Below are 25,665 nucleotides of genomic sequence, written 5' to 3' on the forward strand. Positions count from 1 at the left end.
CGTCTATCGCCGCTCGGCACCTTTTCTCCCAAGGTGAGTCGCGGGTCGAGACACTGGCAGCGCCGGGTCAATGTTCACAACCATGGACAGCGCCGCGGCACTCGCCATGAAAGCCCGCTCCCCATGACTACGATTCGCTTGCTCCAAGGCCGCAGCCTCGCCCTGCTGATTCAACTGGCCGCCTGCGTCAGCCCGACCTCGGCTGCACCGCCAAGTTCCGGACTGGACCTGCCCGGCTTCGACACCGCCGTGCGCGCTCAAGACGATCTCTACCGTCACAGCAACGGCGGCTGGCTGCGGACGACCCGCATTCCTGAGGACAAGGCCGAGGTCAGCGGCGCCGACATGCCGGCCGTGGTGGACCAGCGCCTCCGCAGCATCCTGCAAGAGCTGTCCTCGCGCCCCCAGCCCAAGGGCTCCAACGCGAGAAAGATCGGCGACTTCTACACGGCCTTTCTCGACACCACCGCCATCGACAAAGCCGGACTGGCGCCGATCCAAGCGCGGCTGGCCGAGATTGCCGCGATCAAGACGCCGCAGCAGCTCGCGGCCTGGGCCGGCCGCGCCCAAGGGCAGATCGAAACCCCGATCTGGCTCTGGGGCGGCTTTGCCGACTTCATGAACCCTGAGCTGAACCGCGTGATGGCCTGGCAAGGCGGCCTGGGCCTGCCCGACCGCGACGACTACCTCAAGCTTGAAGACGCCCAGTTCGCTCAAACGCGCGCCGCCTACTTGAGCTATCTGGGCCAGCTGGTCCGCCTCGCCGGCCTGCCCAAACCAGCCGAACTGGCCGCACGCGTGCTGGCGCTGGAGACGCGCCTCGCGCAAGCCCACACGCCTTTGAGCGAGGCGCGAAACCCCGCCAAGATGTACACGCCCAAGACTGCGAGCGAGTTGATGGCCACAGCCCCTGGGTTTGACTGGCAGGCCTTCTTGGCCGCCGCCAAGATCTCCGCCGAGGACAAGGTCACTGTCACGCAATGGGACACGGCCGTCGCCACGGCCCGGCTCTTCAGCGAATTGCCCCTGGCTGATTGGCTGGCCTACTTTGCGCTGCGCAGCCTGGATGCTGCCGCGCAAGTCCTGCCCCAAGGCTTTCGGGCGGCCCACTTTGCCTTCCACGGCAAGGCGAGCACGGGAGCGAAGTTCGAGCAGCCGCGCCAGGACCTTGCGCTGGACCAGGTCAAGCAAGCCTTGAACGAAGCCCTGGCTCAGCACTATGTGGCACGCCACTTTCCAGCCTCGCACAAGCAAAGGGTGGTGACCATCTATCAGAACGCGCTGGCGGCTTAGCAAGCGCTGATGGCAGAGAACCGCTGGATGGAACCCAGCACCAAGGCGGCCGCATTGGAAAAGCTGGCCAAGTACCGGGCCAAGATCGGCCACCCGGACAGCTGGCTCGACTACACCGCACTTGAGGTGCGTGCCGGAGATGCTTTCGGCAACCACCAGCGCGCCAGGCGCTTCGCCTGGGAGCACAAGGCCGCCGCGGCCGGCAAGCCCATGGATCGCAAGGCCTGGCCCATGTCACCGCTGGAAGTGAACGCCTTCTACGACCCCATGGGCAACGAGATCCATCTGATGGCCGGCATCTTGCAAGCCCCGCTGTTCGATATGCAGGCCGATGATGCAGCCAACTACGGCGGCATCGGCGCCACCATCGGCCATGAGATCAGCCACGGCTTCGACAATATGGGCACCCAGTTCGACGGCGACGGGAAGATGCGCCCCTGGTGGAGCGAGGCCGACCGCAAGGCCTTTGAAGCGCTCAGCGCCCAGTTGGTGGCGCAGTTCAATGCGATGGAGGCGCTGCCGGGCAGGTCGATCGATGGCACCCTGACGCTGCCGGAGAACATCGCCGACCTGGTGGGCTTGCAAATTGCCTATATGGCCTACCAGCGCAGCCTGGGCGGACAAGCGGCGCCGGTGATCGACGGCTACAGCGGCGCGCAGCGATTCTTCTTGAACTTCGCACAAAGCTGGCGCGTCAAGCGCCGCGATGAACGCACGCTGCAGCTGCTGAGCTCCGACCCCCATTCGCCGCACGAGTTCCGTGCCAACGGGGCGGCGCGCAATGTCGACGGATTCCACAACGCCTTCGGTACCCAAGCCGGCGACGCCATGTTCAAACCCGTCCATGAGCGTGTGCGCCTGTGGTGAACGCGACATACTGCAGGCAACAAGCACCCAGCCGACCCGCGTCGCTGCCATGAAGTTCATCCCCGCAGAGCGTCGGTTCTGGCTCTATCACGGCGCCGCCATGGGCTTCATCGCGGCGGTGACCCTGCTCAGCATCCTCTTGTTCTGCCGTTTGGACGCCCAGAACCTGGCGTCCACCCTGGCCTGGATGCCGCCCTACACCTTGGTGGTGCTGGGCTTTCGCTGGCTGTATGTGCGGCGCGGCTGGGACCGGCTGGCCATGGGGCAGCTGATTCCCATCGTCTCGGCTACGGCAGGCTGAGCAGCGTGGCCGCCCTGGTGATGCCTTCTTTCTGGGTCCAGATCAGCGCCGGGCAAAAGGACTTCCATGCCCTGAGTTTTCTGGTCCGCAATATTCTCAGCAATGGCTTGCAGGCCCAGCTCTTCATTTGCGCCTGGGCCTTCGTCTACATCAGCGCTGCTGCGGCACAAAGGGCCCGCGAGGGCGAGCTTCAGAACCTGCGCCTGCAGATGAGCTTGAAGGCCGCTCAGTTGAGCAGTTTGACCGATCAACTCAAGCCGCATTTCCTGTTCAACGCGCTGAACAATGTCCGCTTCATGATCCATGAAGACCCTGAGCGTGCAGACGCCATGATCGTGGCCTTGTCCGAGCTGCTGCGCTACTCGCTGGAAAGCAGCCAGAAAAGCAAGACCCGCCTGAGCCAGGAACTCGCCATCACCGAAGCATTCCTGTCCATCATGCGCACGCAAATGGAAGCGCGCTTGGATTTCCAGCTCAACGTTGCACCCGAGCTGAGGAACTGCCTGCTGCCGCCCTTGGTCCTGCAGCTCCTGGTCGAGAACGCCGTCAAGCATGGCCTCGATCACTTGCCCCAAGGCGGCCTGCTCCGTGTCGAGGCGCGCGATGAGGGTGCTCGCCTGCGTTTGATCGTCGGCAATGAACGCCCCATGAAGGCCGCCACGGCCAGCCGACAGCATCTGGTCAATCTGCAGGCAATCACCAGCATTGCCGCCTCGATACGCGAGGGCTTCGAGATCACCATGAGCGACGGCAAGCGACTGGAGATCTCGCGCCGCCCTGCGGCCGAGCTGAAAGATCTGCTGAGTCTTTGAGGCGACCGGAGGCCAGCCGGCAGAGCCGAGCCCTGCGAACCTTGGCAGCGGACAAAGCCTTCGCGCGCTGCGCGACGGTCAAACAGCTCTTGTCTGCCCCGGCTGCGGGGCGTTCGACGCCCCTCCAGGGATCGCCATTCGATGCCCTTCGAAATATTGATTTATTTCTATAAATTATTGTTTTACAGAAATTTCTTCGCGAGAATGGCGCCCATGCGCTCCCATTCCGACTCGCCCGACACGCGCCCGCCCAGCGCCGCGACTGGCCACCCCTCAGCCGCCCTGGACCGCGTCCGCCGCCTCGCGCGCTGGGTGCAGCTGCTGTGCATCGCCGGCGCCGCCATCGTCCTGATCGTCCCCGCGCAACTCTGGAGCCGGGCCGAATGGCTGGAAAAAGTCACCCGCAACTACTGGGTCACCGACGCCGACATTCCCCTGCAGCTGGACGCTGCCTCGCGGGCCTGGGGCTGGGCAGCCAGCTGCCTGCCCAGCGCCGTCTTGCTGTTCGCGCTCTGGCAGGTCTGGTGCTTGTTTGGCGCCTACCGGCGCGGTCAGGTCTTCACCCGCGAGCCGGTGCTGCGCCTGCGTCGCCTGGCGCTGAGCCTGATGGTTCACGCCCTGGCCCAGCCGCTGGGGCACACCTTGTCCATCCTCGCACTGACCTTCAACAATCCGGTCGGCCAGCGCCAGCTGGTGCTGGGCCTGGGTTTTGACCATTTCCTCAGTTTCTTCGTCGGCCTGGTGATTTGGGGCATTGCCCAGGTCATGCAGGAAGCGCAGGCAGTGGCAGCGGAGAACGCGGAGTTCATCTGATGCCCATCGTTCTGACCCTGGATGTGATGCTGGCGCGGCGCAAGATGCGCTCGCGCGAGCTGGCCGAGCGGGTGGGCATCACCGAGGCCAACCTCTCGCTGCTGAAATCGGGCAAGGTGCGCGGCGTGCGCTTCGACACCCTGAGCCGCATCTGCGCCATCCTGGAATGCCAGCCCGGTGATTTGCTGCGTTATGAACCCGGCCCCGAGCCAGCCGAACCCGAGGCATCCCCATGAGCGCCCCCGCTGCCTTCTTCGCCCCGCGCCACAACAACCTCGGGGGCTGGGCGATCGTGCTGCTCTTGCACATCGTCCTGCTGGCCATGTTCTTCCACGCGCGCCAATCCAGCCTGGTCGGTGTGCCCAAGCCTCCCGCACAGGGCCAATGGGTGAGTATGCGTTTGCTCAGCCGCCCCTCGCTGCTGCCCACCCAGGCCAAGACCGAGAAGGCGCGCCAAGCCGGGCTGCCTGGCGCGGCACGCCCACGGGCGGAGCAAGGCATGACCACGACACCGCACAGCCCTAGGACCGTGTCGGCCGAGCCTGGCCCGAATGCCATCACCTGGGTGGCGCCGCCGGCCGCGCCCGCTCCGCCCAATCCCAGCACCCTGGCCTCGCCTGCGCCCCTGCAGCTGGGCCTGCCGGGCCGCGCGGCCTCGGGCGCTCTGCCCGGACTGGCCGAGATGGTGCGTCGCGATCCCCGGGCCAACACCCAGCGGCTCACCGTGGAAGCGCGCATTGCATCGGCCCTCGGCAATGCCGAGATAAGCGAAGAGTCCATCAAACCCGGCCACACCCGTTTCCGCCAGGGCAGCAGCTGTATCGATGTGCAGGAGGCCCGCGTCAGCGAGCTCTTCGCCTTCGATGCGGTCGCGCGCGGCGCACCCAAGCTGGTGTCTGCCTGCAAGAAGTAGCCCTTGAACGCCACCATCCAAGCCCTCTGACACCATGCCCAACACCACACCTCGCCAGAATCTGCGCTACTCGCGGTCCTTGTCCTTGCTGCTGCTGGCAGCGGCGGCACTCGGCCACAGCGCGCAAGCTCAGCCCACGCCCGCCGCCGCAGCCGCCAGTGCAGGCACAGACAGCCCGGTGCAATTGGAGACGGTATCCATGACGCTGCAGCGCGACGGCTCGCTCATCCCCTATGCCAAGATGAACGAGATCCTGGGCCTGATGCAAAAGCATGGCGAGGGCCAGTTTTATATGGAGTTCAAGCTCGCCTTCAAGGAACCAAAGCCAGCGAGTTTCACGCCCAAGCTGGCGGTGCAACACAACGACGGCGTGGTGCCCGTCAAGCTGGCGGAGGACGGCACATTCCAGCTGCCGGTGCTGCCGGCCGAGCAGGGCAAGGATGCGGATCTGGCCCGCAACTGGAAGCGTGGCTCGGCCTCGCTGAGCGCCAGCCTCAAGCTGTCGATCCGGCCGGAGCAACTGAACATGGGCGCGGTGCGCCGTATCGCCCGACTGGCCCACAAGCTGCGGGGCGAGATGCTGCCCTGGTATTTGAGACCCTTGTTCCCACAGTTTGAAGGCGTGCGCGTTTGCAGCAGCAAGCCCGAATGGGAGCTGGAATGGCGCGAAAAAGGCCAGCTGCTGGCGCTGCCGCTGACGGCCGACCCCAAGGATGTCGACCCCGATGCCGTCAAGGGCCAGACGCCGCGCAGCTGCACGGTACTCAGCGGCCAGGAAAGTTGGCCCGACGAAGCGCGCCTGATCGCACCGCCCGACAGCCGGCTCAGCGTGCGCGTCTTGAGCAACAAGTGAGGTCAATCGCGCCCGTCTCGCCCACCCCTACACTGAAGCCATGACGACATTGCGCCTTCTCCACAATCCGCGCTGTTCCAAGTCGCGCGAAGCCCTGACCTTGCTGCAAAGCGGCGGCCATGCCGTCGAAGTGATCGACTACCAGCAGACCCCGATGGACCTGCCGGCCTTGCAGACCCTGCTCGGCCAATTGGGCCTGGGTGCCCGTGAGCTGCTGCGCAGCGGCGAGCCCGAATACCAGGCCCTGGGACTGGAGCGGCCCGAACTGGGTGAGGCGGAGTTGCTGGCCGCGCTGGCGGCGCACCCGCGGCTGCTGCAAAGGCCCATCGTCATTGACGGTCAGCGGGCCTTGATCGCCCGGCCGCCCGAGCTGCTGCGGGCCTGGCTGCGCTGAGCGCGCCCGGCTGCTCGCCTCAAGCTTTTTTGTAGCGCTGCAGGTCCGGCCCCGCCAGACGGCAGATGCGCCACTCGGGCAGCACATGGGCGCCCATGCGTTCGTAGAAACGGATCGCGTCCTCGTTCCAGTCCAGCACAGTCCACTCAAAACGCCCGTAGTCGCGCTCGACGGCGATCTGCGCCAGGCGACTCAGGATGCCCTGGCCCAGGCCGCTGCGGCGGTGGGCCGAGCGGACGTACAGGTCTTCCAGATAGAGGCCTGGTTTGCCCAGAAAGGTGCTGAAGTTTGTGAAGAACAGGGCATAGCCGACCACCTCACCGTCGATTTCACCGACCAGGGCCTCGACCACAGGCTTGGCACCGAACAAGTGCAACTGCAGCTTTTCCACCGTCAGCTCCAGCAGGTGGCTGAGGTTTTCAAACTCGGCCAGTTCCTTGACCAGGCCCACAATGGCCGGCACATCTCGGGGCTCGGCGGAACGCAAGGTGTATGAAATCATGCGCCGCATTCTGCCCGGGAACGGTGACACATCCGCCACGGTTCAATTGCTCGCGCGAGCACAGACAGCCGCTGGCCTACAGTGCGGGGCATGAATGCCCCCACTGCCCCCTCGATCTACACCCCACGCCGCCCCCACGACAGCGATTTTCTGACCCTGCGCGGTCTGCGCCACCACCTGCTGCGCTGGGGCGCCACGACGTCGGCCAGCCCGCAGAAACCGCTGCTGGTGCTGCTGCACGGCTGGATGGATGTCGGCGCCTCGTTCCAGTTCCTGGTCGACGCGCTCAGCGCGCTCAATGACGAGCGACCCATCCTGGCGATGGACTGGCGCGGCTTCGGCCTCAGTGACAACGCGCCCGGCAGCAATTACTGGTTTCCGGACTACCTGGCCGATCTCGACGCCCTGCTCGACCAGATCAGCCCGGAGCTGCCGGTCGACCTGCTCGGCCACAGCATGGGCGGCAATGTCGTGATGAGCTATGCCGGCGTGCGGCCCGAACGGGTGCGCCGGCTGATCAATCTGGAAGGCTTCGGCCTGCCCGAGGCCAAGCCCGAGCAAGCGCCTGGCCGCCTGGCAACCTGGCTCAAGGAACTGAAGGAAGCACCGCAGCTGCGACTCTACGCCAGCCTCGAGGCCGTGGCCCAGCGCCTGATCAAGACCAACCCGCGCCTGAGCCCGGACAAGGCCGCCTGGCTGGCCCCGCATTGGTCACGCCAGCAGGCCGATGGCAGCTGGCAGCTGCTGGCCGACCCGGCACACAAGCGTGCCAACCCCATCCTCTACCGCAAGGACGAGATCGTGGCCGGTTGGAAGCTGATCACGGCGCCAACCCTGTGGGTGGAAGGCGACGCGAGCGATTTGAGCCAGTTCTGGGGTGACCGCTATCCGCGGGCCGATTTCGAAGCGCGGCTGAGTGTGGTTCCGCGCCTGGACAAGCAGATGATCCGCGCAGCCGGCCACATGCTGCACCACGACCAGCCCGAGGCGCTGGCGCGCTGCCTGGAAGACTTCCTGCTCCAGTGACGGCCTTGGGACCGGGGCGCTCAACCGGGCTGACCGTACAGCTCGTCGAGCTTGCGCATGGCCCGGGCATAGAAGGCAACGATGACGCAGAACACCGCCAAGGCGCCCTGGGCGGCCACCCAGAAGCTGAAGGGCCAGCCGAAGAAGTCGAAGCTGAGTTCGCGGGCGAAGTAGGTCAAGCCGAAAGACACGGCCAGCCACAGGAGCAGCAGCCAAGCCGTCAGCCGGCGCGTGCGCTGCCAGTACTGCAGCTGGCGCGCGCCGGTTTCGGCCGAGTTCGGCTGGGGCGCGGGGCGGTCGAAATCATGCAGATTCATGGCTGGGCAGTGTGCAGCATTTCCCCCGGCGACCGGCTTGGGACAAGCGCTTTGCCGCCCGGGGCCCCCGGCATGTGAAAATAGCGGGTTCGGATGCAGGTGCGCCCGGCCCCGACCCCGCTCAGGGCCGCGCGGCGCCCACCCACGCATTCCACCGCAAGCACTCCTTGGGAACCAAGAACATGGACATCGAACGCATCAACACCATCGGTAGCACCCTGGCCGACCTGACAGCGCGGACTGCCGCGCTAAGGGGGTATCTTTGACTACGATCGCAAAGCACTGCGACTGAACGAAGTCAATGCCGCGCTGGAGAACCCTAGCGTCTGGAACGAGCCCAAGCGCGCCCAGGAACTGGGCAAAGAAAAGCGTACGCTGGAAAACGTGGTCAACACCGTCGACCACCTCGAGAGCAATCTGGCCGACAACGCCGAGCTCTACGACATGTCCAAGGCCGACGACGATTTCGCGGGCCTGGAAGCCATCGAGGCCGATGCGGCCAAGCTGACGGAGATCGTCGAGCAGATGGAATTCCGCCGCATGTTCAACAACCCGGCCGATCCCCTGAACTGCTTTGTCGACATCCAGGCCGGCGCCGGCGGCACCGAGGCCTGCGACTGGGCCAGCATGCTGCTGCGCCAGTACCTGAAGTACGCCGAGCGCAAGGGCTTCAAGGCGACGCTGGAAGACCAAACCGACGGCGACGTGGCCGGCATCAAGAGCGCCACCATCAAGGTGGAGGGCGAATACGCCTTCGGCCTGCTGCGCACCGAGACCGGTGTGCACCGCCTGGTGCGCAAGAGCCCCTTCGACAGCTCGGGCGGCCGCCACACCAGCTTTGCCTCGCTGTTCGTCTACCCGGAAGTCGATGACTCGATCGAGATCGACATCAACCCGGCCGATGTGCGCACCGACACCTTCCGCGCCTCCGGCGCCGGCGGCCAGCACATCAACAAGACCGACTCGGCCGTGCGCCTGACTCACATCCCCACCGGCATCGTCGTCCAGTGCCAGGACGGCCGCAGCCAGCACAGCAACCGCGACGTGGCCTGGAAACGCCTGCGCTCGCGCCTGTACGACCATGAGATGCGCAAGCGTATGGAAGAACAGCAGAAGCTGGAAGACACCAAGACCGATGTGGGCTGGGGCCACCAGATTCGCAGTTATGTGCTGGACCAGAGCCGCATCAAGGACCTGCGCACCAACTACGAAACCTCGGCCACCCAGAAGGTGCTGGACGGCGACCTCGACCCCTTCATCACCGAGAGCCTGAAGCAAGGCGTCTGAGCCCCGGGCCGCCTGCTCGACCTTTCTTTGTCCTTCCTCTGACCCCGCGCGAACCGCGCGGGGTTTCAAACCCCATGCCACCCAAGGATGCCCGCCATGCGTGAAGGCTCTGCCACCCTGATCCGCCGCGAAGACTACTGTGCGCCCGCGTTCTGGATCCGCACCGTCGACCTGACTTTCGATCTGGAGCCGGCCAAGACCCTGGTCACCTCCAAGATGCAGCTGGAGCGCAATGCCGCCGTCGCCCACGGCGCCCTGCGCCTGCACGGCGAAGAGCTCAATGTGCTGCGCGTGCTGATCAATGGCGAAAGCGTGTCCTTCCGCCAGGAAGGCCATGAGCTGATCATCGACAACGTGCCCGATGCCGATTTCGCGCTCGAGATCCGCAACACCTGCGCGCCCGACAAGAACACCGCCCTGTCAGGCCTCTACACCTCCGGTGGCAGCTTCTTCACGCAGTGCGAGGCCGAGGGCTTCCGCCGCATCACCTACTTCCTGGATCGCCCCGATGTGATGGCGGTCTACACCGTGCTGCTGCGCGCTGACAAGGCCAAGTTCCCGGTGCTGCTGTCCAACGGCAATCTGCTGGACTCGGGCGATCTCGACAACGGCCGCCATTTCGCCAAGTGGCACGACCCCTTCCCCAAACCCAGCTATCTCTTCGCCCTGGTGGCCGGCGATCTGGTGGCGCGCGAACAGCGCGTGCGCACCCGTGCAGGCAAGGACCATCTGCTGCAAGTCTTCGTGCGCCGCGGTGACCTGGAGAAGACCGAGCACGCGATGAACTCGCTGATCGCCTCCATCGTCTGGGACGAAGCCCGCTTCGGCCTGCCCCTGGATCTGGAACGCTTCATGGTCGTCGGCGTGTCCGACTTCAATATGGGCGCGATGGAAAACAAGGGCCTGAACATCTTCAACACCAGCGCCCTGCTGGCCTCGCCGGCCACCGCCACCGACGCCGACTTCGGCCGCATCGAATCCATCGTCGCGCACGAGTACTTCCACAACTGGACCGGCAATCGCGTCACCTGCCGCGACTGGTTCCAGCTCTCGCTGAAAGAAGGCCTGACCGTCTTCCGCGACCAGGAATTCAGCATGGACATGGCCGGCGGCGCCAGCGCCCGCGCGGTCTGCCGCATCCAGGACGTGCGCGCCCTGCGCGCCAGCCAGTTCCCCGAGGACTCGGGCGCCATGGCCCACCCGGTGCGCCCCGACACCTTTGTCGAGATCAACAACTTCTACACCCCCACCGTCTACGAAAAGGGTTCGGAAGTGGTGCGCATGTACCAAACCCTGGTCGGCCGCGCCGGCTTCGAGAAGGGCCTGAAGCTCTACTTCGAACGCCATGACGGCCAGGCCGTGACCTGCGACGACTTCGCCGCCGCCATCGCCGACGCCAACCCCGGCTCGGCCCTGAGCACACGCCTGGACAACTTCAAGCGCTGGTACTCGCAAGCCGGCACGCCGCGCCTGCAAGCCCGCGGCGTGTACGACGCGGCCGCCCAGACCTACACCCTGACGCTCAAGCAGCACAACCCCGCCACCCCGGGCCAGGAGCACAAGCTGCCCCAGGTGATCCCGGTGGCCCTGGGCCTGCTGAGCTCCGAGGGTCAGGCCTTGCCTCTGCAATTGCAGGGCGAAGACCAAGCCGCTGGCTTGGAGCGTGTGATTGTGCTGGACGAAGCGGAACAGAGCTTCGTCTTTACCAACCTGGCCAGCCAGCCCGTGCCCTCGCTGCTGCGCGGCTTCTCGGCCCCGGTGGTGCTGGATGACGGCCTCAGCGATGCGGAGCTGCTGGTGCTGCTGCAGCATGATGCCGACGCTTTCAACCGCTGGGAAGCCAGCCAGCGCCTGGCTCTGAACCGCATCCTCGCGGCCGTGCGCAGCGGCAGCGCCCTGCAGCTGGACAGCGCCTTCATCGAGGCCATGCGCGCCGTGCTGCGCCACCCCGAGCTGGACGCCGCCTTCAAGGACCTGGCCCTGACTCTGCCGGGCGAAGGCTATATCGCCGAGCAGCTGGACGTGGTGGACCCGCAAGCCATCCACGCCGCCGTGGAGGCCGCTCGCAGGCAACTGGCCCAAGCCCTGCGCGAGGACTGGATTGAAGCCTTCGAGGCCAACCAGATCCAGGGCGGCTACACGCCTGATCCGGTGTCCTCTGGCAAGCGCGCCTTGGCCAATCTGGCCCTGAGCATGCTGGTGCTGGACGCCGCCCGCAGCGGCGACACGGTCTGGCCCGGCCGCGCCTACCAGCGCTTCAAGGACGCCGGCAATATGACCGAGCGCCTCGGCGCCCTGAGCGCCCTGGTCAACGCCCATGCCGAGCTGGCCGAGCCGGCCCTGGCCCGCTTCCACGAGCTGTTCAGAGACGACGCCCTGGTCATCGACAAGTGGTTCGCCCTGCAAGGCCGCACGCCGGAGCTGGACGGCAAGAGCTTCGCCCGCGTCAAGCAGCTGACCCAGCACCCGGACTTCACGCTCAAGAACCCGAACCGCGCGCGCAGCCTGATCTCCTCGCTGTGCATGTTCAACCCGGCCGCCTTCCACCGCGCTGATGCAGCCGGCTATGTGTTCTGGGCCGAGCAGGTGCTGGCTCTGGACGCCATCAACCCGCAGATCGCCAGCCGCCTGGCGCGGGCCATGGACCGCTGGACCACCTTGGCCCAGCCCTACCGCAGCGCCGCCCTGGAGGCGATCCGCCGCGTGGCCGCCAAGCCTGACCTGTCCAGCGATGTGCGCGAGGTCATCGACCGTGCACTGGAGTCTGACAAGTCGGCCGACGCCGCCGCCTGAACGGGCAGATGACAAGGGGCCGCGAGGCCCCTTTTCTTCGTCTGCCGCGCTCCGACCCGTTTTTTCACTTCCCCGAGAAAGACCGTCACCATGACACGTCGCATCAGCCTGACTCAATACCTGATCGAACAACAGCGCCAGCACGGCCACATCCCGCAGGAGCTGCGCCTCCTGATCGAGGTGGTCGCGCGCGCCTGCAAGCGCATCGCCATCAGCGTCACCAAGGGTGCGCTCGGCGAAGTGCTGGGCACCGCCGGCAGCGAGAACGTGCAGGGCGAGATCCAGAAGAAGCTCGACATCATCGCCAACGAGGTGCTGATCGAGGCCAATGAATGGGGCGGCCATCTGGCGGCCATGGCCTCCGAAGAAATGGAAGGCATCTACCTGGTGCCCAACCGCTTCCCCAAGGGCGAATACCTGCTGATGTTCGACCCGCTGGATGGTTCGTCCAACATCGACGTCAACGTCTCCATCGGCACCATCTTCTCGGTGCTCAAAAAGGCCGAGGGCAGCAAGGGCGTGTCGGAAGACGACTTCCTGCAGCCGGGCAAGCAGCAAGTGGCCGCTGGCTACTGCGTCTACGGCCCGCAAACCACCCTGGTGCTGACCTTCGGCGCCGGCGTGGCCATGTTCACCCTGGACCGCGAGCAAGGCAGCTTTGTGCTGACGCAAGAAGGCGTGAAGATCCCCGAGGACACCAAGGAGTTCGCCATCAATATGTCGAACATGCGCCATTGGGACGCCCCAGTAAAGCGTTACATCGACGAATGCTTAGCCGGCGAAGAAGGTCCGCGTGGCAAGAATTTCAATATGCGCTGGATCGCCTCCATGGTGGCCGATGTGCACCGCATCCTGACCCGCGGCGGCGTCTTCATGTACCCCTGGGACCAGCGCGAGCCCAACAAGGCCGGCAAGCTGCGCCTGATGTACGAGGCCAACCCCATGGCCTTCCTGGTCGAGCAGGCCGGCGGCGCCGCCACCAACGCCCGCCAGCGCATCATGGACCTGACCCCCACGCAATTGCACGAGCGCGTGGCCGTGGTGCTGGGCTCCAAGAACGAAGTCGAGCGCGTGACCGCCTACCACCTTGATTCGGCCAAATAAACCCTGCTAGAATCTTGGGCTTGATGCCGGTGTAGCTCAGTCGGTAGAGCAGCTCATTCGTAATGAGAAGGTCGGGTGTTCGATTCATCTCTCCGGCACCATCAAAAAATCCGCAAAGCCCAGTTCGCAAGAGCTGGGCTTTGTTGTTTCCGCTCGCGCTTTCCTACTTCACCGGTCACCGTGAACCCGTCAGCCACTCAACCCACGTTGCTTGAACGCCCAGCCTTCCAAAGAGGCCTGGCCCTGCTCTTTGTGCCGCTGATTCTGATCATCAGTTGGCTGGCGCTGAGCCCCAAGCCGCCCCAGCAGATGAGCCTCGGTTGGGACAAGCTCAATCATCTGTGCGCCTTCGGCTCCCTGTGCCTGCTCGGGAGTTTGGCCTGGCCCAGGCGCCAATTTGCATTGCTTCTGGCCCTGCTGGCCTACGGCGGTGCGATCGAGTTGCTGCAGACCCTGGTGCCCGGACGCAGTGGCGAATGGCCTGATCTTCTGGCCGATGCCCTGGGACTCTTGCTGGGCAGTCTGGCAACTTGGGCCCTGCGCCGCCTGCTGCGGCCATCCCCTAGCAAGGCGAATTGAGTTAGTCTCGCTCCAGCGGTCAGAGCACCCAAGGCCGGCCGCAGGGAGCGGATATGAAGCATGGCACCAAGTCCAGGGTCTTGGCTCTGGCTGTGCTGCTGGGCGGCTGCGTGCTGGCATGGGCTGGCACCGTCGTTTTGCAGCATCAGCAAGCGACTGAGGCACAGACCCACTTCTCCGAGCTGTCACAGCAGGCACTGGGCCAGGTTCAGGCCCGTCTGCGCAGCTACGAGTACGGCTTGCGCGGAGCTCGTGGCGCGGCGCTGGCGGCCGGCCTGGACCGACTCAGCCGCGAGAGCTTTCAGGAATACATGCGCTCCCGCGACATGGAGCGAGAGTTTCCCGGCGCCCGCGGCTTCGGCCTGATCCGGCGCCTGCTGCCGCAGCAGGAAGCAGCCTTTTTGCGCCGCATCCAGCTCGACGGCCGACCCGACTTCCACATCCAGGCGCTCAGCCCCAATCAAAGCGAACGCTGGGTGATCCAGTTCATCGAACCCGAGGCGCGCAATGCGGCTGCCTTGGGCCTGGACATCGCCTCCGAGGCGACGCGACGCGAGGCCACGCTGGCAGCCGTGGCCAGCGGCCAGGCGACCTTGACGCGGCCCATCACCTTGCTGCAAGCCAGTGGCAAGCCGGGCCAAGGCCTGCTCTTCTTGCTGCCGATCTTTCGCAGCGGCAGCACACCGGCCGCCGTGGCCGAACGCCAGGCCGAAGTTCAAGGCCTGGCCTATGCACCGCTTCTGCTGGAGGAAGTGCTGGCCGGTCTGGACTTCCACCGAAACAGCTTCGCGCTGCGCTTGCTGGACGCGGAAGCTTCGCCCGAGCCCCAGCCCTTCTACGACTCCAAACCAGCCGCCGTCGCCGCGGCCGGGCTCATCGTTCGACTGCCGCTGCAGCAGTTCGGTCGCCAATGGCTGCTCGAGGTCAGGGCACAACCTGACTTCCTGCTTCAGCGCAACTTTGTCGAGCCAAAGCTGGTCGGCGCCGGCCTGACCGGTATCGCCGCGCTCCTGGCCCTGCTCACCTATTTGCTGGCGAGCAACCGCCAGCGCAAGCAGCAGGCCGCCGCCAATGCCGCCCATCTGGCCACCATCGTGGCCGGCTCCACCGATGCCATTGTCAGCAAAGACCTGGAGGGCCGCGTCAACAGCTGGAATCCGGCCGCCGAGAGCATCTTCGGCTACTCGGCCAGCGAAGCCATCGGCCGCTACCTGGGCGAGCTGATCGTCCCACCCGAGTTGCAGGACGAAGAACGCAGCATCCTGACCCGCATTGCGCGTGGCGAGCAAATCCCGCATTTCGTCACTGTGCGCCAGCGCGCCGATGGCTCCCGCATCGACGTCTCGGTCACCGTGTCCCCGATCCACGATGCAGCGCAGCACGTGGTCGGCGCCGCCAAGATCGTGCGCGATATCAGCGAGCAAAAGCAGGCCGAGGCGCGCATCCTGCAGCTCAACGCCAGCTTGGAGGGGCAGGTCCTGACGCGCACCCAGGAGCTGGAAACTGCCCGCCGGCGCCTGCGCAACGTGATCGATGCACTGCCCTCGATGATCGGCTACTGGGACAAGCAGCTGATCAACCAGGTCGCCAACCATGCCTATGCCAGCTGGTTCGGCGTCGACCCCGGAACCTTGCCCGGGCGACATATCTCCAGCCTGCTCGGGCCCGAGCTGTTCGAAGCCAACCGCAAACACATCGAAGCGGCTTTGCGTGGCGAAGCCCAGACCTTCGAGCGCAGCATCCGCATTCCCGACAGCGAGCGCATGCGGCATGCCCTGACCCACTACCTGCCGGACTGGCTGGACGGCGAGGTCCAGGGCTTCTACGTGGTCGTGCACGACATCAGCGAGATCACCGAGCAGCGCCTGCAGCTGCAGCGCGACGAGCGCTTTCTGCACACCCTGCTGGACATCGTGCCCGGCATGATCCTCTACTGCACGCCAGACAGGCGCTGCGCCTTTGCCAACGCTGCTTTCAAGTCCTGGCTGGGCCTGGGTCAGGCCCAGCTGCAGGGCCGCTCCATGCGCGAGCTGCTCGGCGAAGAACGCTATGCCTGGTACCAGCCCTATGTGGAACGGGTGCTGCAAGGCGAGCCGCAGCAGCTTGAGCGCCAGCTACTAGACGCCGAAGGCCACAGCCGCGACGCCTGGGTGCATTTCATTCCCGACCGCGACGGCAACCATGTGCGCGGCTTCTTCGTGCTGGTCACCGATGTCAGCGCCCTCAAGCAGGCCCAGCAGCGGCTGCAGGAGCTCAATCTCGAACTGCTCGAGCGCAGCGAACAGGCACAGTCTGCCAACCAGGCCAAGAGTGAATTTCTGGCCAATATGAGCCACGAAATCCGCACGCCCATGAACGCCATCCTGGGCATGTGCTATTTGCTGCAGCGCCAGACTCTGGAGGCCGGCGTGCTGCAAATGGTGCGCAAGATCGAGCTGTCCGGCAACAACTTGCTGGCCATCATCAACGACATCCTGGATTTTTCAAAGATCGAGGCGCACCGCCTGGACATCGAGTCCATGCCCTTCCGGCTCGACGATGTGCTGGACCAGCTGGCCAGCTTGATGGCCACGGCCGTGGGCAACAAGCCGGTGGAGGTGCTGGTCGGTGCGGCGCCGGCCGGCGCCCTGTTCCTCAAGGGCGATGCTTTGCGACTCGGTCAGGTGCTGACCAATTTGGCCAGCAATGCCATCAAGTTCACACCGGCGGGCGAGGTCGTGGTCCATGTCCAGCGCCTCGCAACGCCTGTGGCGCGAGGCAAGGACTGGATCCAGCTGGAATTCAGCGTCCAGGACAGCGGCATCGGCATCAGCCCGGACAAGCTGAACAGCATCTTCCACGCTTTCAGCCAAGCCGACAGCTCGACCACCCGGCGCTTCGGCGGCACCGGCCTGGGCCTGACCATCAGCCGCCAGCTGGCCGAGCTGATGGGCGGCAGCATCACCGTTCGCAGCGAGCTCGGGCGCGGCAGCACCTTCACCGTCACTCTGCCCTTCCAGCTGAGCGAGGTGGCTGAAAGTTCCCTGCCCGCCATGGTGCACCAGCGCGTGCTGATCGCCGACGACCATGCCGTGGCCCGCCAGGTGATGTGCAACACGGCGCAAAGCCTGGGCTGGTACGCCGACAGCGCCGACTCGGCCCAACAGGCCCTGCAGCTGCTGCAGGAGCGGGCGCCGCAACTGCCCTATGACGTGATCCTGCTCGACTGGCGCATGCCGGTGGTCGACGGCCTGGCCGCTGCGATGCAGATTCGCGAGCTGCAAGTGCAGGCGCATGAGGCCCAAGCCCATGAGCCTGGCCATCCAGATGATCCAGACGCGCCCATCATCATCATGGTCACCGCCTTTGACCGCGACCGCCTGCGCGACCAAGCCGGCAGCGAGCTCATCGACGCGGTGCTGACCAAGCCGGTCACCGCCTCGGGGCTCTACAACGCAGTGCTGGACGCCAAGAACCGCCGCGGCGCCCTGCTCGCCGGCAAGCCGGCCGCACCGCAGCTGCAGCGCCTGCAGGGCCTGCGCATCCTGCTGGCCGACGACAGCGAGATCAATCGCGACGTCGCCCAGGACATCCTGCGCGGCGAAGGCGCCATCGTCACCCAGGCGCTGGACGGCCTGGATGCGGTCACCCAGCTGCTGGGTCAGCCGGACAGCGTCGACGTGGTGCTGATGGATGTGCAGATGCCCGTGCTGGACGGCTACGCCGCCACCGAGAAGATCCGCGCCACGCCGCAGCTGCGGCACATGAAGGTGATCGCCTTGACCGCCGGGGCCTTCAGTCAGCAGCGCCAGGCCGCCCTGGACGCCGGCATGGACGCCTTCGTGGCCAAGCCTTTCAATGTCGACGAGCTGGTGGGCAAGATCAACCAGCTGATGGGCCGAGCCAGCGACGGCCAGAGCGGCGCGGCTGCGTCAGAGCGATCTGGTCCTGCGGCCGAGCCGCCCTCCAAGCAGCCCGGCTTTGATGCCGCCGTCGGCCAAAGCCGCTTCAAGGAGCCGGGACGCTTCCAAACCCTTTTGCGCCGCTTTCTCTCCGACACACAGCTGCGCCTCCATGCGCTGGACGACGCGGACCGTGCCGGATGGCGCCAGCTGGCCCATGCCAGCGGCACCCCCTCAGGCTACCTCGGCATGGCCGAACTGAGCGACCGTGCCGGCGCCTTGGAGCGGGTCTGCAGCGAGAACGCCAGCACGAACGCCAGCACGAACGCCAGCGATAAGGCCAGCGATAGGGCCAACGACGCTCCGGCCGACTATTCGGCCGAACTGCAGGCCTTCCGCCAGGCCTTTGAGACCGCCCGGGTAGCGGCGCAGGGCTACCTCGACACGCGGCAGCCCGCGTCCTGAGGGGCTGTTCAAGCCTGTCACCAAGGCTTCACATCGCCACGTGATGCTGGGCATGCGCCCGCTGGCTTGTCGCCGGCGGGCGCAGCCCTCCGCACTGCATCTCAACCGAGCGAACGGAAAGAAAGAAGCCCCATGAGCCAAGAACTGAAGCAAGACCTGCCCGTCGACGCCAGCACGGAACTGTTGGAGCAAGACTTCGAATCGGTGGCCGACTACCACCGCCTGGCGGCACGGCATTTCTCGGCCGCAGCCGATCACCACCTGGCCGCAGCAGCCGCCGACGACGAAGGCGACCATGAAGCCACCGGCCGCCATGCGCACCTGGCCTATCGCCATCAGCTGCACGGCGTGCAGTACGCCGAAGTGGCCGTGCTGGACAACGACGAGCTCGATGACGAGCACGACGAACTGGAAGAAGACCACGCCCAGTGAATCGAGCCAGCCCGCCTGAGCCGAGCCGCTCGGGCGCCTGAGCCCGCGGGACGAAAAAAAAGAAAGCAAGAAAGAAAGAACCTGCGAGTGCTTCCACATTGGCGGGGGAAGCACTCGCAGGCAAGGAGCAGCTTCATGCAGCGCGGGCTCGGTGTCATCCAGCACCCTGGCCCCCGCCCCGGCGCGACCGGCGCGCCTTCGGAGAACGGTCCCGAGTGAGCCCGCACACGAAGACCGGCCACACCGCACCGGTCAGCGCGCACACACCCTCCCTGGCCGACATATGGGCCACGATAGGCGCTCGAGCCACGTAACGCAATCGCGCCACGGCACCGGTTGACCCCGAGGGGTGGCGTGGCTGCTGAAGACCGGCAACACCGATGGCATGGGCTCGCTCGGCCAAGCCCTGTATTCCCGACGATTCCTGCGCTTGTTACCTTACTTAACATGGCGCGCCCAAAGTATGCGGTGGGGCCGACTCGGAACGCCGCGAAAGCCCCAATCGCCAAGGCCTGCGGAGCGAGGAACAATTGTCACAACCGCCATCGCGCCGCCCGCCCGTGCCTTACACAAGCTCACCGAAGTCCAACAAAAGCAAGGCCTGCGCTGCGCGCCTGCAGGGCAAGATGCGGCTCATGCTCGCTCTTGTCGCTTCCTTCGCCATGCTGCAGCCGCTGAGCGCCGCACCCACGGCGCCGGCCGCCAGTGCCTTGCAGTCCAACCAGGACCTGAACGTCCTGCACTGGTGGACCTCGGCCGGCGAGCGGGCCGCAGCGGACCTGGTGGCGGCCCGCATGGCCGAGCAGGGCTTGCGCTGGGTCGACGGCGCCGTGGCCGGCGGCGGCGGCGGCGGCGCCATCAAGGTGCTGAACGAGCGGACCCTGCGCGGCCAAGCGCCGCAGGTCGCACAGCTCAACGGCCAGGCCCTGCGCGAATGGGCAGAGCTGGGCCTGCTGCTGCGCCTGGACGGCGTGGCTCAGCGCCGCGACTGGCGCAGCACCCTCTTCCCCCAGGTCATGAGCCAGCTCAATGTGCGCGAACATGTGGTGGCCGCGCCCCTGGGCATCCACCGCATCAACAACCTCTACGTCAACCTGGCCCTGTTCCGCCAGCTCAAGATCGAGCCGCCCAGCGACTGGGCCGGCGTCATGCGTGCGGCCAGCGCCCTGCGCGCGGCCGGCATCACGCCCGTGGGCTTCAGCGACGAGCCCTGGCAGGTGGCCACGGTCTTCGAGGCCATGCTGCTCGGCGAGGCCGGCCCGGCGCTCTACCAGCGCATGGTGGTGCAGCGCGACCTGCAGGCCTTTGACGACCCGGCCCTGGAGCGCAGCTTCAAGCGCCTGCGCGAATGGCGCAATCTCGCCGCGCCGGTCAGCGCCGCCAGTGCCAACAGCAGCAACGGCAATCAGCTCGGCAACGCCAACCCTGGCGAGCGCCGCTGGACCGAGCTGGTGGCCGATTTCGCCGCCGGCCGCACGGCCATGCTGATCAGCGGCGACTGGGTGCGCGGTGAGCTCGGCGCGCTGGGCCAGGAAGGCGGGCGCGACTTCGAATGCAAGGCCGTGCCCGGCACGGCGCAAGCCCATCTCTTCAGCATCGACACCCTGGCCATGCTCGCCGGCGACGGCAGCAAGCAGCCGGCACAAGAGCGCATGGCCGAGCTGCTGGGCAATGCCACGCTGCAGATCAGCTACAACCGCATCAAGGGTTCGGTGCCGGTGCGGCGCGATGTGCCGGTCGACGAGCTGGACCTTTGTGCCCAACGCTCCTACCGATTGTTCGCCAACCCCAACACGCCGCGCGTGCCCAGCCTGGTGCACCGCATGGCCTTCGATGAAGTCGGCAAGAACGCCTTCATCGAAACCGTGCACCGCTTCGCCCTCGACCCCAACCAGACCCCTGCCGCCGCGCAGCGCCGCCTCCAGGCCCTGTTGCGCGCACTCGGCCCGCGCCCCCCGAAAGCCCTGCCATGACCCGCACCATCCTGCTCGTCGACGACGACCAGAAGATCCGCACCCTGCTCAAGACCTACCTCGAAAAGAACCAGTACGAGGTGCGCCTGGCCCACGACGGCGCCAGCTTCATGGCCGAGTTCGAGCGCTTCCGTGACGAGATCAGCCTGTGCATTCTCGACGTCATGCTGCCTGACACCGAGGGCTTCGCCCTGTGCCAGGCGGTGCGCCGCCGCTCCGACGTGCCCGTCATCATGCTGACCGCCAGCGCCGAGGAGACCGACCGCATCGTCGGCCTGGAGCTGGGGGCCGACGACTACATCGGTAAGCCTTTCAACCCGCGCGAGCTGCTGGCGCGCATCAAGGCCATCCACCGACGCAGCGGCCAGGAGCGCAACCAGACGCCGCGCTACTTCCGCTTCAACGGTTTCACCCTCGATGTGCTGGAGCGCAGCCTGATCGACCCCGAGGGCGCGGCCTCGGCCCTCTCGGGCATGGACTTCCAGCTGCTCAAGCTGCTGGTGGAGCACCCCGGCGAGGTGCTGGACCGCAGCCGCCTGGCCGAGGTGACGCGCGGCCGCGACCTCGGGCCACTGGACCGCTCGCTCGATGTGCAGGTCAGCCGCCTGCGCCAGCGCCTGCAAGATGACGGCAAGCAGCCGGCCCTGATCAAGACCGTTCGGGGCTCCGGTTATGTTTTTGCCACCACGGTCAACGCCTCGCATGCGCTATGAAGCCGCGGGGCTGAACGACACCCAGAGCTGGCCGCGCCGCAGCGTCGGCTTCTGGTTCGACAGCCTGCAGGGTCGCTTCACCCTGGCCATGCTGGCCGGCCTGTTGATCGTGCAGCTGCTGGTCAATCTGCTCTGGTACCGCCAGGTGGAGTTGCGCACCCGGCGCCAGGCCGAGCTGGCCGCCCACCATGTGGCCAGCGGCGTGCTGGGCGCGCTGCGGGCGCTGCGCGAGCTGCCGGCACCCTACCGACCGCTGGTGATCGAGCAGCTGCGCACCATGGGCGGCACGCGTTTCCTGGTCTTTCTCAACAAGGGCGAAGTGGCGACGCGAGCTCTGCCCGATCTGCCACTTGCACGCTCGGTGGAAGCCATCGTGCGCCAGGAGATCAGCGCCCAGCTGGCGCCTGGCACGCCCATTCGTGTCGCCCTGGCCTCGCCGCAAGGCCTCAAGGTGGCGCCCAGTGGCGCCCTGCTGGCCGACCTGCCCGACAGCTGGGTCGACCCCTCCCTGCTGGCCAGCGAGCGGCCGGCGCCTTTTTTGGTCATCCAGGTGGAGACAGAACCGGGGCAATGGGTCTACCTCAGCAGCGCCATGCCCGACCCCTACTTTCTGGAGCAGCTGGACTTCTTCACCTGGCAAAGGCTGGCCCCGCAGCTGCTGACCCTGTGCCTGGCCCTGATCCTGACCGTGATCGCCGCGCGCGCGCTGACCCGCCCGCTGCGCGGCCTGAGCCGGGCCGCCGCCCTGGTGGGCCACCGCACCACGCCGCAGCCGCTGCGCCTGAGCGGCACCTCGGAGGTGCGCCGCGCCATCCAGGCCTTCAACGACATGCAAGAACGCATCCGCCGCTACCTCAGCGACCGCGAACGCCTGTTCGCCTCCATCTCGCACGACCTGCGCACGCCCATCACCCGCTTGCGCCTGCGCAGCGAGCTGCTCGACGACCCCGCCGTGCAAGACGAGTTCCACGAGGACCTGGACGAGCTGGACATGATGGTCAAGACCGCGCTGCAAATCGTCAAGGACACCGACATCCACGAAAACCGCGCGCCCGTGCGCATCGACCTGGTGCTGCAGAAGATGGTGCGCGACGCGCGCATGACCGGCCAGCAAATCGAGCTGAAAGAGCTGCCCCTGACGGTGTTCGGCAAGCCCCTGGCACTCAAGCGTGCGCTCGGCAACTTGCTGGACAACGCCATGTTCTACGGCGCCGGCGCCCAGCAGCACCGCACCGAGCTGGAGATGGCCTCGGGCGAGCCCGGCAGCGCGGAAGAGGGTCAGGTCTTGCTGACCGTGCGCGACCACGGCCCCGGCGTACCCGAGAGCGCCCTGGCCAAGCTCGGCCAACCCTATACCCGGCTGGACCATGGCTCCAAGCTGCGCGGGGAAGGCCTGGGCCTGGGCCTGTCCATCGTGCGCGACATCGTCGCCGACCACGGCGGCAGCCTGCGCTTTCGCAACCATCCTCAAGGCGGCTTCGAAGTCCGCCTGGCCTTGCCCGGACATGAAGCCGCTGCCGCGCCGCGGCCTGAGCCCGCGCTCCCTTCTACGCCTTCCACTTCATGAGCACACCCTCGCCCGCTGCGACGCCCCATTTCGTCATCGTCGGCGGCGGCACCGCGGGCTGGATGACGGCCTGCTTGCTGGCGCGCCAGCTGGGCCCGGCCTGCCGCTACACCCTGGTCGAATCGAGCGAGATCGGCACCATCGGCGTGGGCGAAGGCTCCACGCCCTATCTGCGCGACTTCTTTCGCCAGCTCGGCCTGGAAGAGCGCGACTGGATGCCCGCCTGCCACGCCACCTACAAGGCCGGCATCCGCTTCCCCGACTGGTCCACGCAGCCGGGCTACGAAAGCTATGTCCACCCCTTCTTCAACGAAGCCGACCGTCCGCTCGGCCAGGCCTTCATCCAGCAGGCGAACCTGCGCCGCCGCGGCGAGGATGTGGACGCCAACCCGGCAGACTTTTTTCTCGCCGCTGAACTGGCGCGTCAGCGTCGCGCGCCTGTCTACAGCCAGCCCGAGCACCACCCGGCCACCGACTACGCCTACCACTTCGACTCCGGTCTGCTGGGCGCCTTTCTGAAACGCCATGCGCAAGAGCAGCTGGGCCTGCAGCACTGCGTGGACACCGTGGCCGCCGTGGAGCGCCACGCCGAAAGCGGGGACATCACGGCCCTGCGCTTGCAAGACAGCGGCCAGCGCCTGGAAGGCGATTTCTTCATCGACTGCAGCGGCTTTCGCGGTTTGCTGATCAACGAGGCTTTGGGCGAGCCCTTCATCCCCTGGGGCGACCGCTTGTTCAACGACCGCGCCATCGCCATCCCCACGCCGCTGGAGCCCGAGCAGGACATCCCGTCCGAGACCACCTCCACGGCCCTGGGCCACGGCTGGGCCTGGCAGATCCCACTGAGCAGCCGCTACGGCAACGGCTACGTCTACAGCTCTGGTTTCATCAGCGACGACGCGGCAGAAGCCGCCCTGCGCGCCCACCTGGGCTCGGCGGCCGAGGGCGCCAGCGCCCGGCGGCTCAAGATGCGCGTGGGCCGCGTGGCCCGACACTGGCGCCACAACTGCGTGGCCATCGGCCTGTCCCAGGGCTTCATCGAGCCCCTGGAAGCCACGGCGCTGATGCTGATTCAGTTCTCGGTGCAGCACCTGATCGAAGCGCTGCAATCGGGAGGCGGCAGCGGCACGATGGAAGACTTGCGCCAGCGCTACAACGCCCTGATCAACCAGATGTTCGACGGCGTGCTGGAGTATGTGCAGACGCATTACCTGCTCAACACCCGCGATGACAGCGACTACTGGCACGCCAACCGGGCGCTGAAGCCGTGCTCCGAGCGCCTGGCTGAGCTGCTAAGGGCCTGGGACCAAGGTGGCGACTTCGACGCCGTGTTGAGCCGGCATGAGGCCGCGCTGATGTATCAGCGCCCCTCCTGGTATTGCCTGCTTGCGGGCATGGGGAGGTTCCCGGCGAGCACGGCCACCAGTCTGGCACTGCCGGCACCGGCCATCGCGCTTAGCGGCCTGCAGGCCCGAGCTTCTTTGATGGACCAGACCCGAAGGTTCTTCATGCCGCATCGGGAGGCCCTGGCACGACTGGATCCGGGCCAAGGCCTCGGCCTGGACCTGGGCGCCAGCCTTGGCCTGAATCGGTAGAACGTAGGACATGCCGCCACCGTAAGCCCTGATGCGCACCTGCAGCCGCTAGCTGGCCTAACACCAGGAATTGCTGGCAACATACGCTCCGATTTCTGTTGCACCTGACCGCACGCGATTCCCCGCCCAGGCAATTTGTAACAAACGCCGCTTTTGACGCCGAAATTAATGACCCTGCACACGCCCTCGAATCGGCAAAAAATGCAAGCCTCACAAGAACTTGGCGTCACTTCCGCATGCCCTGTTATTGCGACGTCAGCCGTGATAAGTGGCGTTTGCTACCGATATACAACAAGTTAGACGTCACAAACACGACTTGAACGGTCTCTGATGTCACTGAACGCCTTCGGACTAAGTCGAGATATCCCCTCGGATGTGAAGCGCCTCGTCCGGCAAAAGTGTGGTTTCGGCTGCGTAATCTGTGGGCTTGGCATCGTCCAGTACGAGCACGTAGACCCAGAGTTCAAAGATGCCAAACAGCACGACCCAGAAGCAATTGCACTGCTGTGCCCACAGTGCCACGCCAAGGTGACCACAGGCATGTGGTCTAAGGCGCGGGTCAAACTTGCAATGCGCAGTCCAAAGTGCAAGCAAGTCGGGCACACCCGAGAGTTCTTCGATTTCATTGAGGGGCACCCCGAGCTTCAGTTCGGTGGGGTGCGCTTGAAAAACTGTCCGGTGCCAATCCAAGTTGGAGGCCATCCGCTCTTCAGCATTAAGCCTCCTGAGAACGACGGTGAGCCATTCTTGTTTTCAGGATTGTTCAGCGACCAAGCCGGGAACGTCAGTCTGGTAATTGAGGACAACGAATGGCGAGCAGCGACCACAGCATGGGATATTGAAGTCAAGGGCAAGAGCATCACAATTCGTGAGGCTCATTCGGTCATACATCTTGTCTTGCGCGTCGATCCACCAAAGGTACTTATTGTGGAGCGTCTGAACATGTCGTTTGCCGGTCTCCACTTCGAAGCAAACGGCAACTTCCTGCGAGTCAGGTTTCCAAATGGGGGAATCAACGAGTTCACATCCTGTCTCGCAGACAACTGCAGTGTCGGCATGGCCTTCTAGCGCTGGGGTCAAGTGACGTCTAACCCTTCAATCGAGAGGACGTGCCCAGGCAAGCCGGGTCACGCCTCTCATCTCAAACGTTGAGGCTGTAAAAAAACTCCCCACCGGGTCCTCCCT

General features: G+C 65.8%; 23 protein-coding genes and 1 tRNA gene. 22 read left to right on the top strand and 2 right to left on the bottom strand.

The features are described from left to right. Window positions 1-123 precede the first annotated feature (123 nt). The 9 genes from LNV23_RS10265 to arsC all read left to right on the top strand — a co-directional run bounded on the left by LNV23_RS10265 (window position 124) and on the right by arsC (window position 6,246). Entirely contained in the window at window positions 124-1,293 is a 1,170-nt protein-coding gene (locus tag LNV23_RS10265; protein ID WP_263562885.1) for a M13 family metallopeptidase, read from the top strand. 9 nt (window positions 1,294-1,302) lie between these two features. Further along, window positions 1,303-2,160: a M13-type metalloendopeptidase gene (locus tag LNV23_RS10270; RefSeq protein ID WP_263562886.1), complete on the top strand. Its 858-nt coding sequence runs from the start codon at window positions 1,303-1,305 to the stop codon at window positions 2,158-2,160. A gap of 49 nt (window positions 2,161-2,209) precedes the next feature. Then, window positions 2,210-2,461: a hypothetical protein gene (locus tag LNV23_RS10275; RefSeq protein WP_263562887.1), complete on the top strand. Its 252-nt coding sequence runs from the start codon at window positions 2,210-2,212 to the stop codon at window positions 2,459-2,461. Between the two features lie 20 nt (window positions 2,462-2,481). Further along, window positions 2,482-3,273 (top strand): histidine kinase, encoded by a 792-nt coding sequence (locus LNV23_RS10280; protein ID WP_263562888.1) that lies wholly within the window; start codon window positions 2,482-2,484, stop codon window positions 3,271-3,273. Between the two features lie 213 nt (window positions 3,274-3,486). Continuing rightward, window positions 3,487-4,086, top strand: coding sequence for a DUF2975 domain-containing protein (locus LNV23_RS10285; RefSeq protein ID WP_263562889.1), 600 nt, complete (start codon window positions 3,487-3,489; stop codon window positions 4,084-4,086). Then, the gene (locus LNV23_RS10290; protein ID WP_263562890.1) at window positions 4,086-4,322 is read left to right on the top strand and encodes a helix-turn-helix domain-containing protein; all 237 of its coding nucleotides are present in this window, start codon (window positions 4,086-4,088) and stop codon (window positions 4,320-4,322) included. The genes LNV23_RS10285 and LNV23_RS10290 overlap by 1 nt, the downstream gene beginning before the upstream one ends. After that, window positions 4,319-4,999 (top strand): hypothetical protein, encoded by a 681-nt coding sequence (locus LNV23_RS10295; protein WP_263562891.1) that lies wholly within the window; start codon window positions 4,319-4,321, stop codon window positions 4,997-4,999. Before LNV23_RS10290 ends, LNV23_RS10295 begins: the two co-directional genes overlap by 4 nt. 34 nt (window positions 5,000-5,033) lie before the next feature. Continuing rightward, on the top strand, window positions 5,034-5,852 hold the full coding sequence (locus tag LNV23_RS10300) for a hypothetical protein (RefSeq protein ID WP_263562892.1): 819 nt from the start codon (window positions 5,034-5,036) through the stop codon (window positions 5,850-5,852). A 40-nt stretch (window positions 5,853-5,892) separates the two neighbouring features. Continuing rightward, window positions 5,893-6,246, top strand: coding sequence for an arsenate reductase (glutaredoxin) (gene arsC / locus LNV23_RS10305; RefSeq protein WP_263562893.1), 354 nt, complete (start codon window positions 5,893-5,895; stop codon window positions 6,244-6,246). Between the two features lie 19 nt (window positions 6,247-6,265). On the opposite strand, the gene LNV23_RS10310 is transcribed toward arsC, so the two are convergent. Then, window positions 6,266-6,757 (bottom strand): GNAT family N-acetyltransferase, encoded by a 492-nt coding sequence (locus LNV23_RS10310; RefSeq protein ID WP_411910564.1) that lies wholly within the window; start codon window positions 6,755-6,757, stop codon window positions 6,266-6,268. A gap of 81 nt (window positions 6,758-6,838) precedes the next feature. On the opposite strand from LNV23_RS10310, the gene LNV23_RS10315 reads away from it, so the two are divergent. Beyond that, window positions 6,839-7,774 carry an alpha/beta fold hydrolase gene (locus LNV23_RS10315; protein ID WP_263562894.1) on the top strand — a complete coding sequence of 312 codons (936 nt, stop codon included), beginning with the start codon at window positions 6,839-6,841 and terminating at the stop codon, window positions 7,772-7,774. 20 nt (window positions 7,775-7,794) lie between these two features. Here the strand turns inward: LNV23_RS10315 and LNV23_RS10320 are convergent, their stop codons facing one another. Then, a complete protein-coding gene (locus LNV23_RS10320) occupies window positions 7,795-8,091 on the bottom strand; it encodes a DUF4212 domain-containing protein (protein WP_263562895.1) in 297 nt (98 codons plus the stop codon). A 182-nt stretch (window positions 8,092-8,273) separates the two neighbouring features. Here LNV23_RS10320 and prfB point away from each other — a divergent pair. The 12 genes from prfB to LNV23_RS10380 all read left to right on the top strand — a co-directional run bounded on the left by prfB (window position 8,274) and on the right by LNV23_RS10380 (window position 25,548). Further along, a protein-coding gene (gene prfB / locus LNV23_RS10325; RefSeq protein WP_263562915.1) for a peptide chain release factor 2 occupies window positions 8,274-9,378 on the top strand; the annotation gives its coding sequence in 2 pieces (ribosomal slippage) (window positions 8,274-8,354 and window positions 8,356-9,378; 1,104 coding nt in all). A gap of 96 nt (window positions 9,379-9,474) precedes the next feature. Beyond that, window positions 9,475-12,171 (top strand): aminopeptidase N, encoded by a 2,697-nt coding sequence (gene pepN, locus LNV23_RS10330; RefSeq protein WP_263562896.1) that lies wholly within the window; start codon window positions 9,475-9,477, stop codon window positions 12,169-12,171. 90 nt (window positions 12,172-12,261) lie between these two features. Beyond that, window positions 12,262-13,275, top strand: a complete 1,014-nt coding sequence (locus LNV23_RS10335; protein ID WP_263519435.1) for a class 1 fructose-bisphosphatase — start codon at window positions 12,262-12,264, stop codon at window positions 13,273-13,275. Between the two features lie 25 nt (window positions 13,276-13,300). Continuing rightward, window positions 13,301-13,376, top strand: a tRNA-Thr gene (locus tag LNV23_RS10340). 106 nt (window positions 13,377-13,482) lie between these two features. Then, window positions 13,483-13,854, top strand: coding sequence for a VanZ family protein (locus LNV23_RS10345; protein ID WP_263562897.1), 372 nt, complete (start codon window positions 13,483-13,485; stop codon window positions 13,852-13,854). A 53-nt stretch (window positions 13,855-13,907) separates the two neighbouring features. Next, entirely contained in the window at window positions 13,908-18,200 is a 4,293-nt protein-coding gene (locus tag LNV23_RS10350) for a PAS domain-containing hybrid sensor histidine kinase/response regulator (RefSeq protein ID WP_263562898.1), read from the top strand. Between the two features lie 132 nt (window positions 18,201-18,332). Then, window positions 18,333-18,632, top strand: coding sequence for a hypothetical protein (locus LNV23_RS10355; RefSeq protein ID WP_263519432.1), 300 nt, complete (start codon window positions 18,333-18,335; stop codon window positions 18,630-18,632). 635 nt (window positions 18,633-19,267) lie between these two features. Continuing rightward, window positions 19,268-20,605: an ABC transporter substrate-binding protein gene (locus LNV23_RS10360; RefSeq protein ID WP_263562899.1), complete on the top strand. Its 1,338-nt coding sequence runs from the start codon at window positions 19,268-19,270 to the stop codon at window positions 20,603-20,605. Continuing rightward, entirely contained in the window at window positions 20,602-21,318 is a 717-nt protein-coding gene (locus LNV23_RS10365) for a response regulator (RefSeq protein ID WP_263519430.1), read from the top strand. Before LNV23_RS10360 ends, LNV23_RS10365 begins: the two co-directional genes overlap by 4 nt. Beyond that, entirely contained in the window at window positions 21,308-22,885 is a 1,578-nt protein-coding gene (locus LNV23_RS10370) for an ATP-binding protein (RefSeq protein ID WP_263562900.1), read from the top strand. The genes LNV23_RS10365 and LNV23_RS10370 overlap by 11 nt, the downstream gene beginning before the upstream one ends. Then, the gene (locus LNV23_RS10375) at window positions 22,882-24,480 is read left to right on the top strand and encodes a tryptophan halogenase family protein (RefSeq protein ID WP_263562901.1); all 1,599 of its coding nucleotides are present in this window, start codon (window positions 22,882-22,884) and stop codon (window positions 24,478-24,480) included. Before LNV23_RS10370 ends, LNV23_RS10375 begins: the two co-directional genes overlap by 4 nt. A 330-nt stretch (window positions 24,481-24,810) precedes the next feature. Beyond that, the gene (locus LNV23_RS10380) at window positions 24,811-25,548 is read left to right on the top strand and encodes an HNH endonuclease (RefSeq protein WP_263562902.1); all 738 of its coding nucleotides are present in this window, start codon (window positions 24,811-24,813) and stop codon (window positions 25,546-25,548) included. Window positions 25,549-25,665 lie beyond the last annotated feature (117 nt).

Origin of the sequence: Kinneretia sp. DJ1R-11, from assembly GCF_025717595.1 — a bacterium.
GTDB lineage: Bacteria > Pseudomonadota > Gammaproteobacteria > Burkholderiales > Burkholderiaceae_C > Paucibacter_A.

What these genes read in the sequence shown, in the direction of transcription:
- LNV23_RS10315 (WP_263562894.1), top strand. Translation starts at nt 6,839, where the DNA reads ATGAATGCCCCCACTGCCCCCTCGATCTACACCCCACGCCGCCCCCAC.
- LNV23_RS10350 (WP_263562898.1), top strand. Translation starts at nt 13,908, where the DNA reads ATGAAGCATGGCACCAAGTCCAGGGTCTTGGCTCTGGCTGTGCTGCTG.
- LNV23_RS10365 (WP_263519430.1), top strand. Translation starts at nt 20,602, where the DNA reads ATGACCCGCACCATCCTGCTCGTCGACGACGACCAGAAGATCCGCACC.
- LNV23_RS10280 (WP_263562888.1), top strand. Translation starts at nt 2,482, where the DNA reads ATGCCTTCTTTCTGGGTCCAGATCAGCGCCGGGCAAAAGGACTTCCAT.
- LNV23_RS10320 (WP_263562895.1), bottom strand. Translation starts at nt 8,091, where the DNA reads ATGAATCTGCATGATTTCGACCGCCCCGCGCCCCAGCCGAACTCGGCC.
- LNV23_RS10295 (WP_263562891.1), top strand. Translation starts at nt 4,319, where the DNA reads ATGAGCGCCCCCGCTGCCTTCTTCGCCCCGCGCCACAACAACCTCGGG.
- pepN (WP_263562896.1), top strand. Translation starts at nt 9,475, where the DNA reads ATGCGTGAAGGCTCTGCCACCCTGATCCGCCGCGAAGACTACTGTGCG.
- LNV23_RS10310 (WP_411910564.1), bottom strand. Translation starts at nt 6,757, where the DNA reads ATGCGGCGCATGATTTCATACACCTTGCGTTCCGCCGAGCCCCGAGAT.
- LNV23_RS10270 (WP_263562886.1), top strand. Translation starts at nt 1,303, where the DNA reads ATGGCAGAGAACCGCTGGATGGAACCCAGCACCAAGGCGGCCGCATTG.
- LNV23_RS10265 (WP_263562885.1), top strand. Translation starts at nt 124, where the DNA reads ATGACTACGATTCGCTTGCTCCAAGGCCGCAGCCTCGCCCTGCTGATT.
- LNV23_RS10375 (WP_263562901.1), top strand. Translation starts at nt 22,882, where the DNA reads ATGAGCACACCCTCGCCCGCTGCGACGCCCCATTTCGTCATCGTCGGC.
- LNV23_RS10360 (WP_263562899.1), top strand. Translation starts at nt 19,268, where the DNA reads ATGCTCGCTCTTGTCGCTTCCTTCGCCATGCTGCAGCCGCTGAGCGCC.
- LNV23_RS10335 (WP_263519435.1), top strand. Translation starts at nt 12,262, where the DNA reads ATGACACGTCGCATCAGCCTGACTCAATACCTGATCGAACAACAGCGC.
- LNV23_RS10275 (WP_263562887.1), top strand. Translation starts at nt 2,210, where the DNA reads ATGAAGTTCATCCCCGCAGAGCGTCGGTTCTGGCTCTATCACGGCGCC.
- LNV23_RS10300 (WP_263562892.1), top strand. Translation starts at nt 5,034, where the DNA reads ATGCCCAACACCACACCTCGCCAGAATCTGCGCTACTCGCGGTCCTTG.
- LNV23_RS10370 (WP_263562900.1), top strand. Translation starts at nt 21,308, where the DNA reads ATGCGCTATGAAGCCGCGGGGCTGAACGACACCCAGAGCTGGCCGCGC.
- arsC (WP_263562893.1), top strand. Translation starts at nt 5,893, where the DNA reads ATGACGACATTGCGCCTTCTCCACAATCCGCGCTGTTCCAAGTCGCGC.
- LNV23_RS10355 (WP_263519432.1), top strand. Translation starts at nt 18,333, where the DNA reads ATGAGCCAAGAACTGAAGCAAGACCTGCCCGTCGACGCCAGCACGGAA.
- LNV23_RS10290 (WP_263562890.1), top strand. Translation starts at nt 4,086, where the DNA reads ATGCCCATCGTTCTGACCCTGGATGTGATGCTGGCGCGGCGCAAGATG.
- LNV23_RS10380 (WP_263562902.1), top strand. Translation starts at nt 24,811, where the DNA reads ATGTCACTGAACGCCTTCGGACTAAGTCGAGATATCCCCTCGGATGTG.
- LNV23_RS10285 (WP_263562889.1), top strand. Translation starts at nt 3,487, where the DNA reads ATGCGCTCCCATTCCGACTCGCCCGACACGCGCCCGCCCAGCGCCGCG.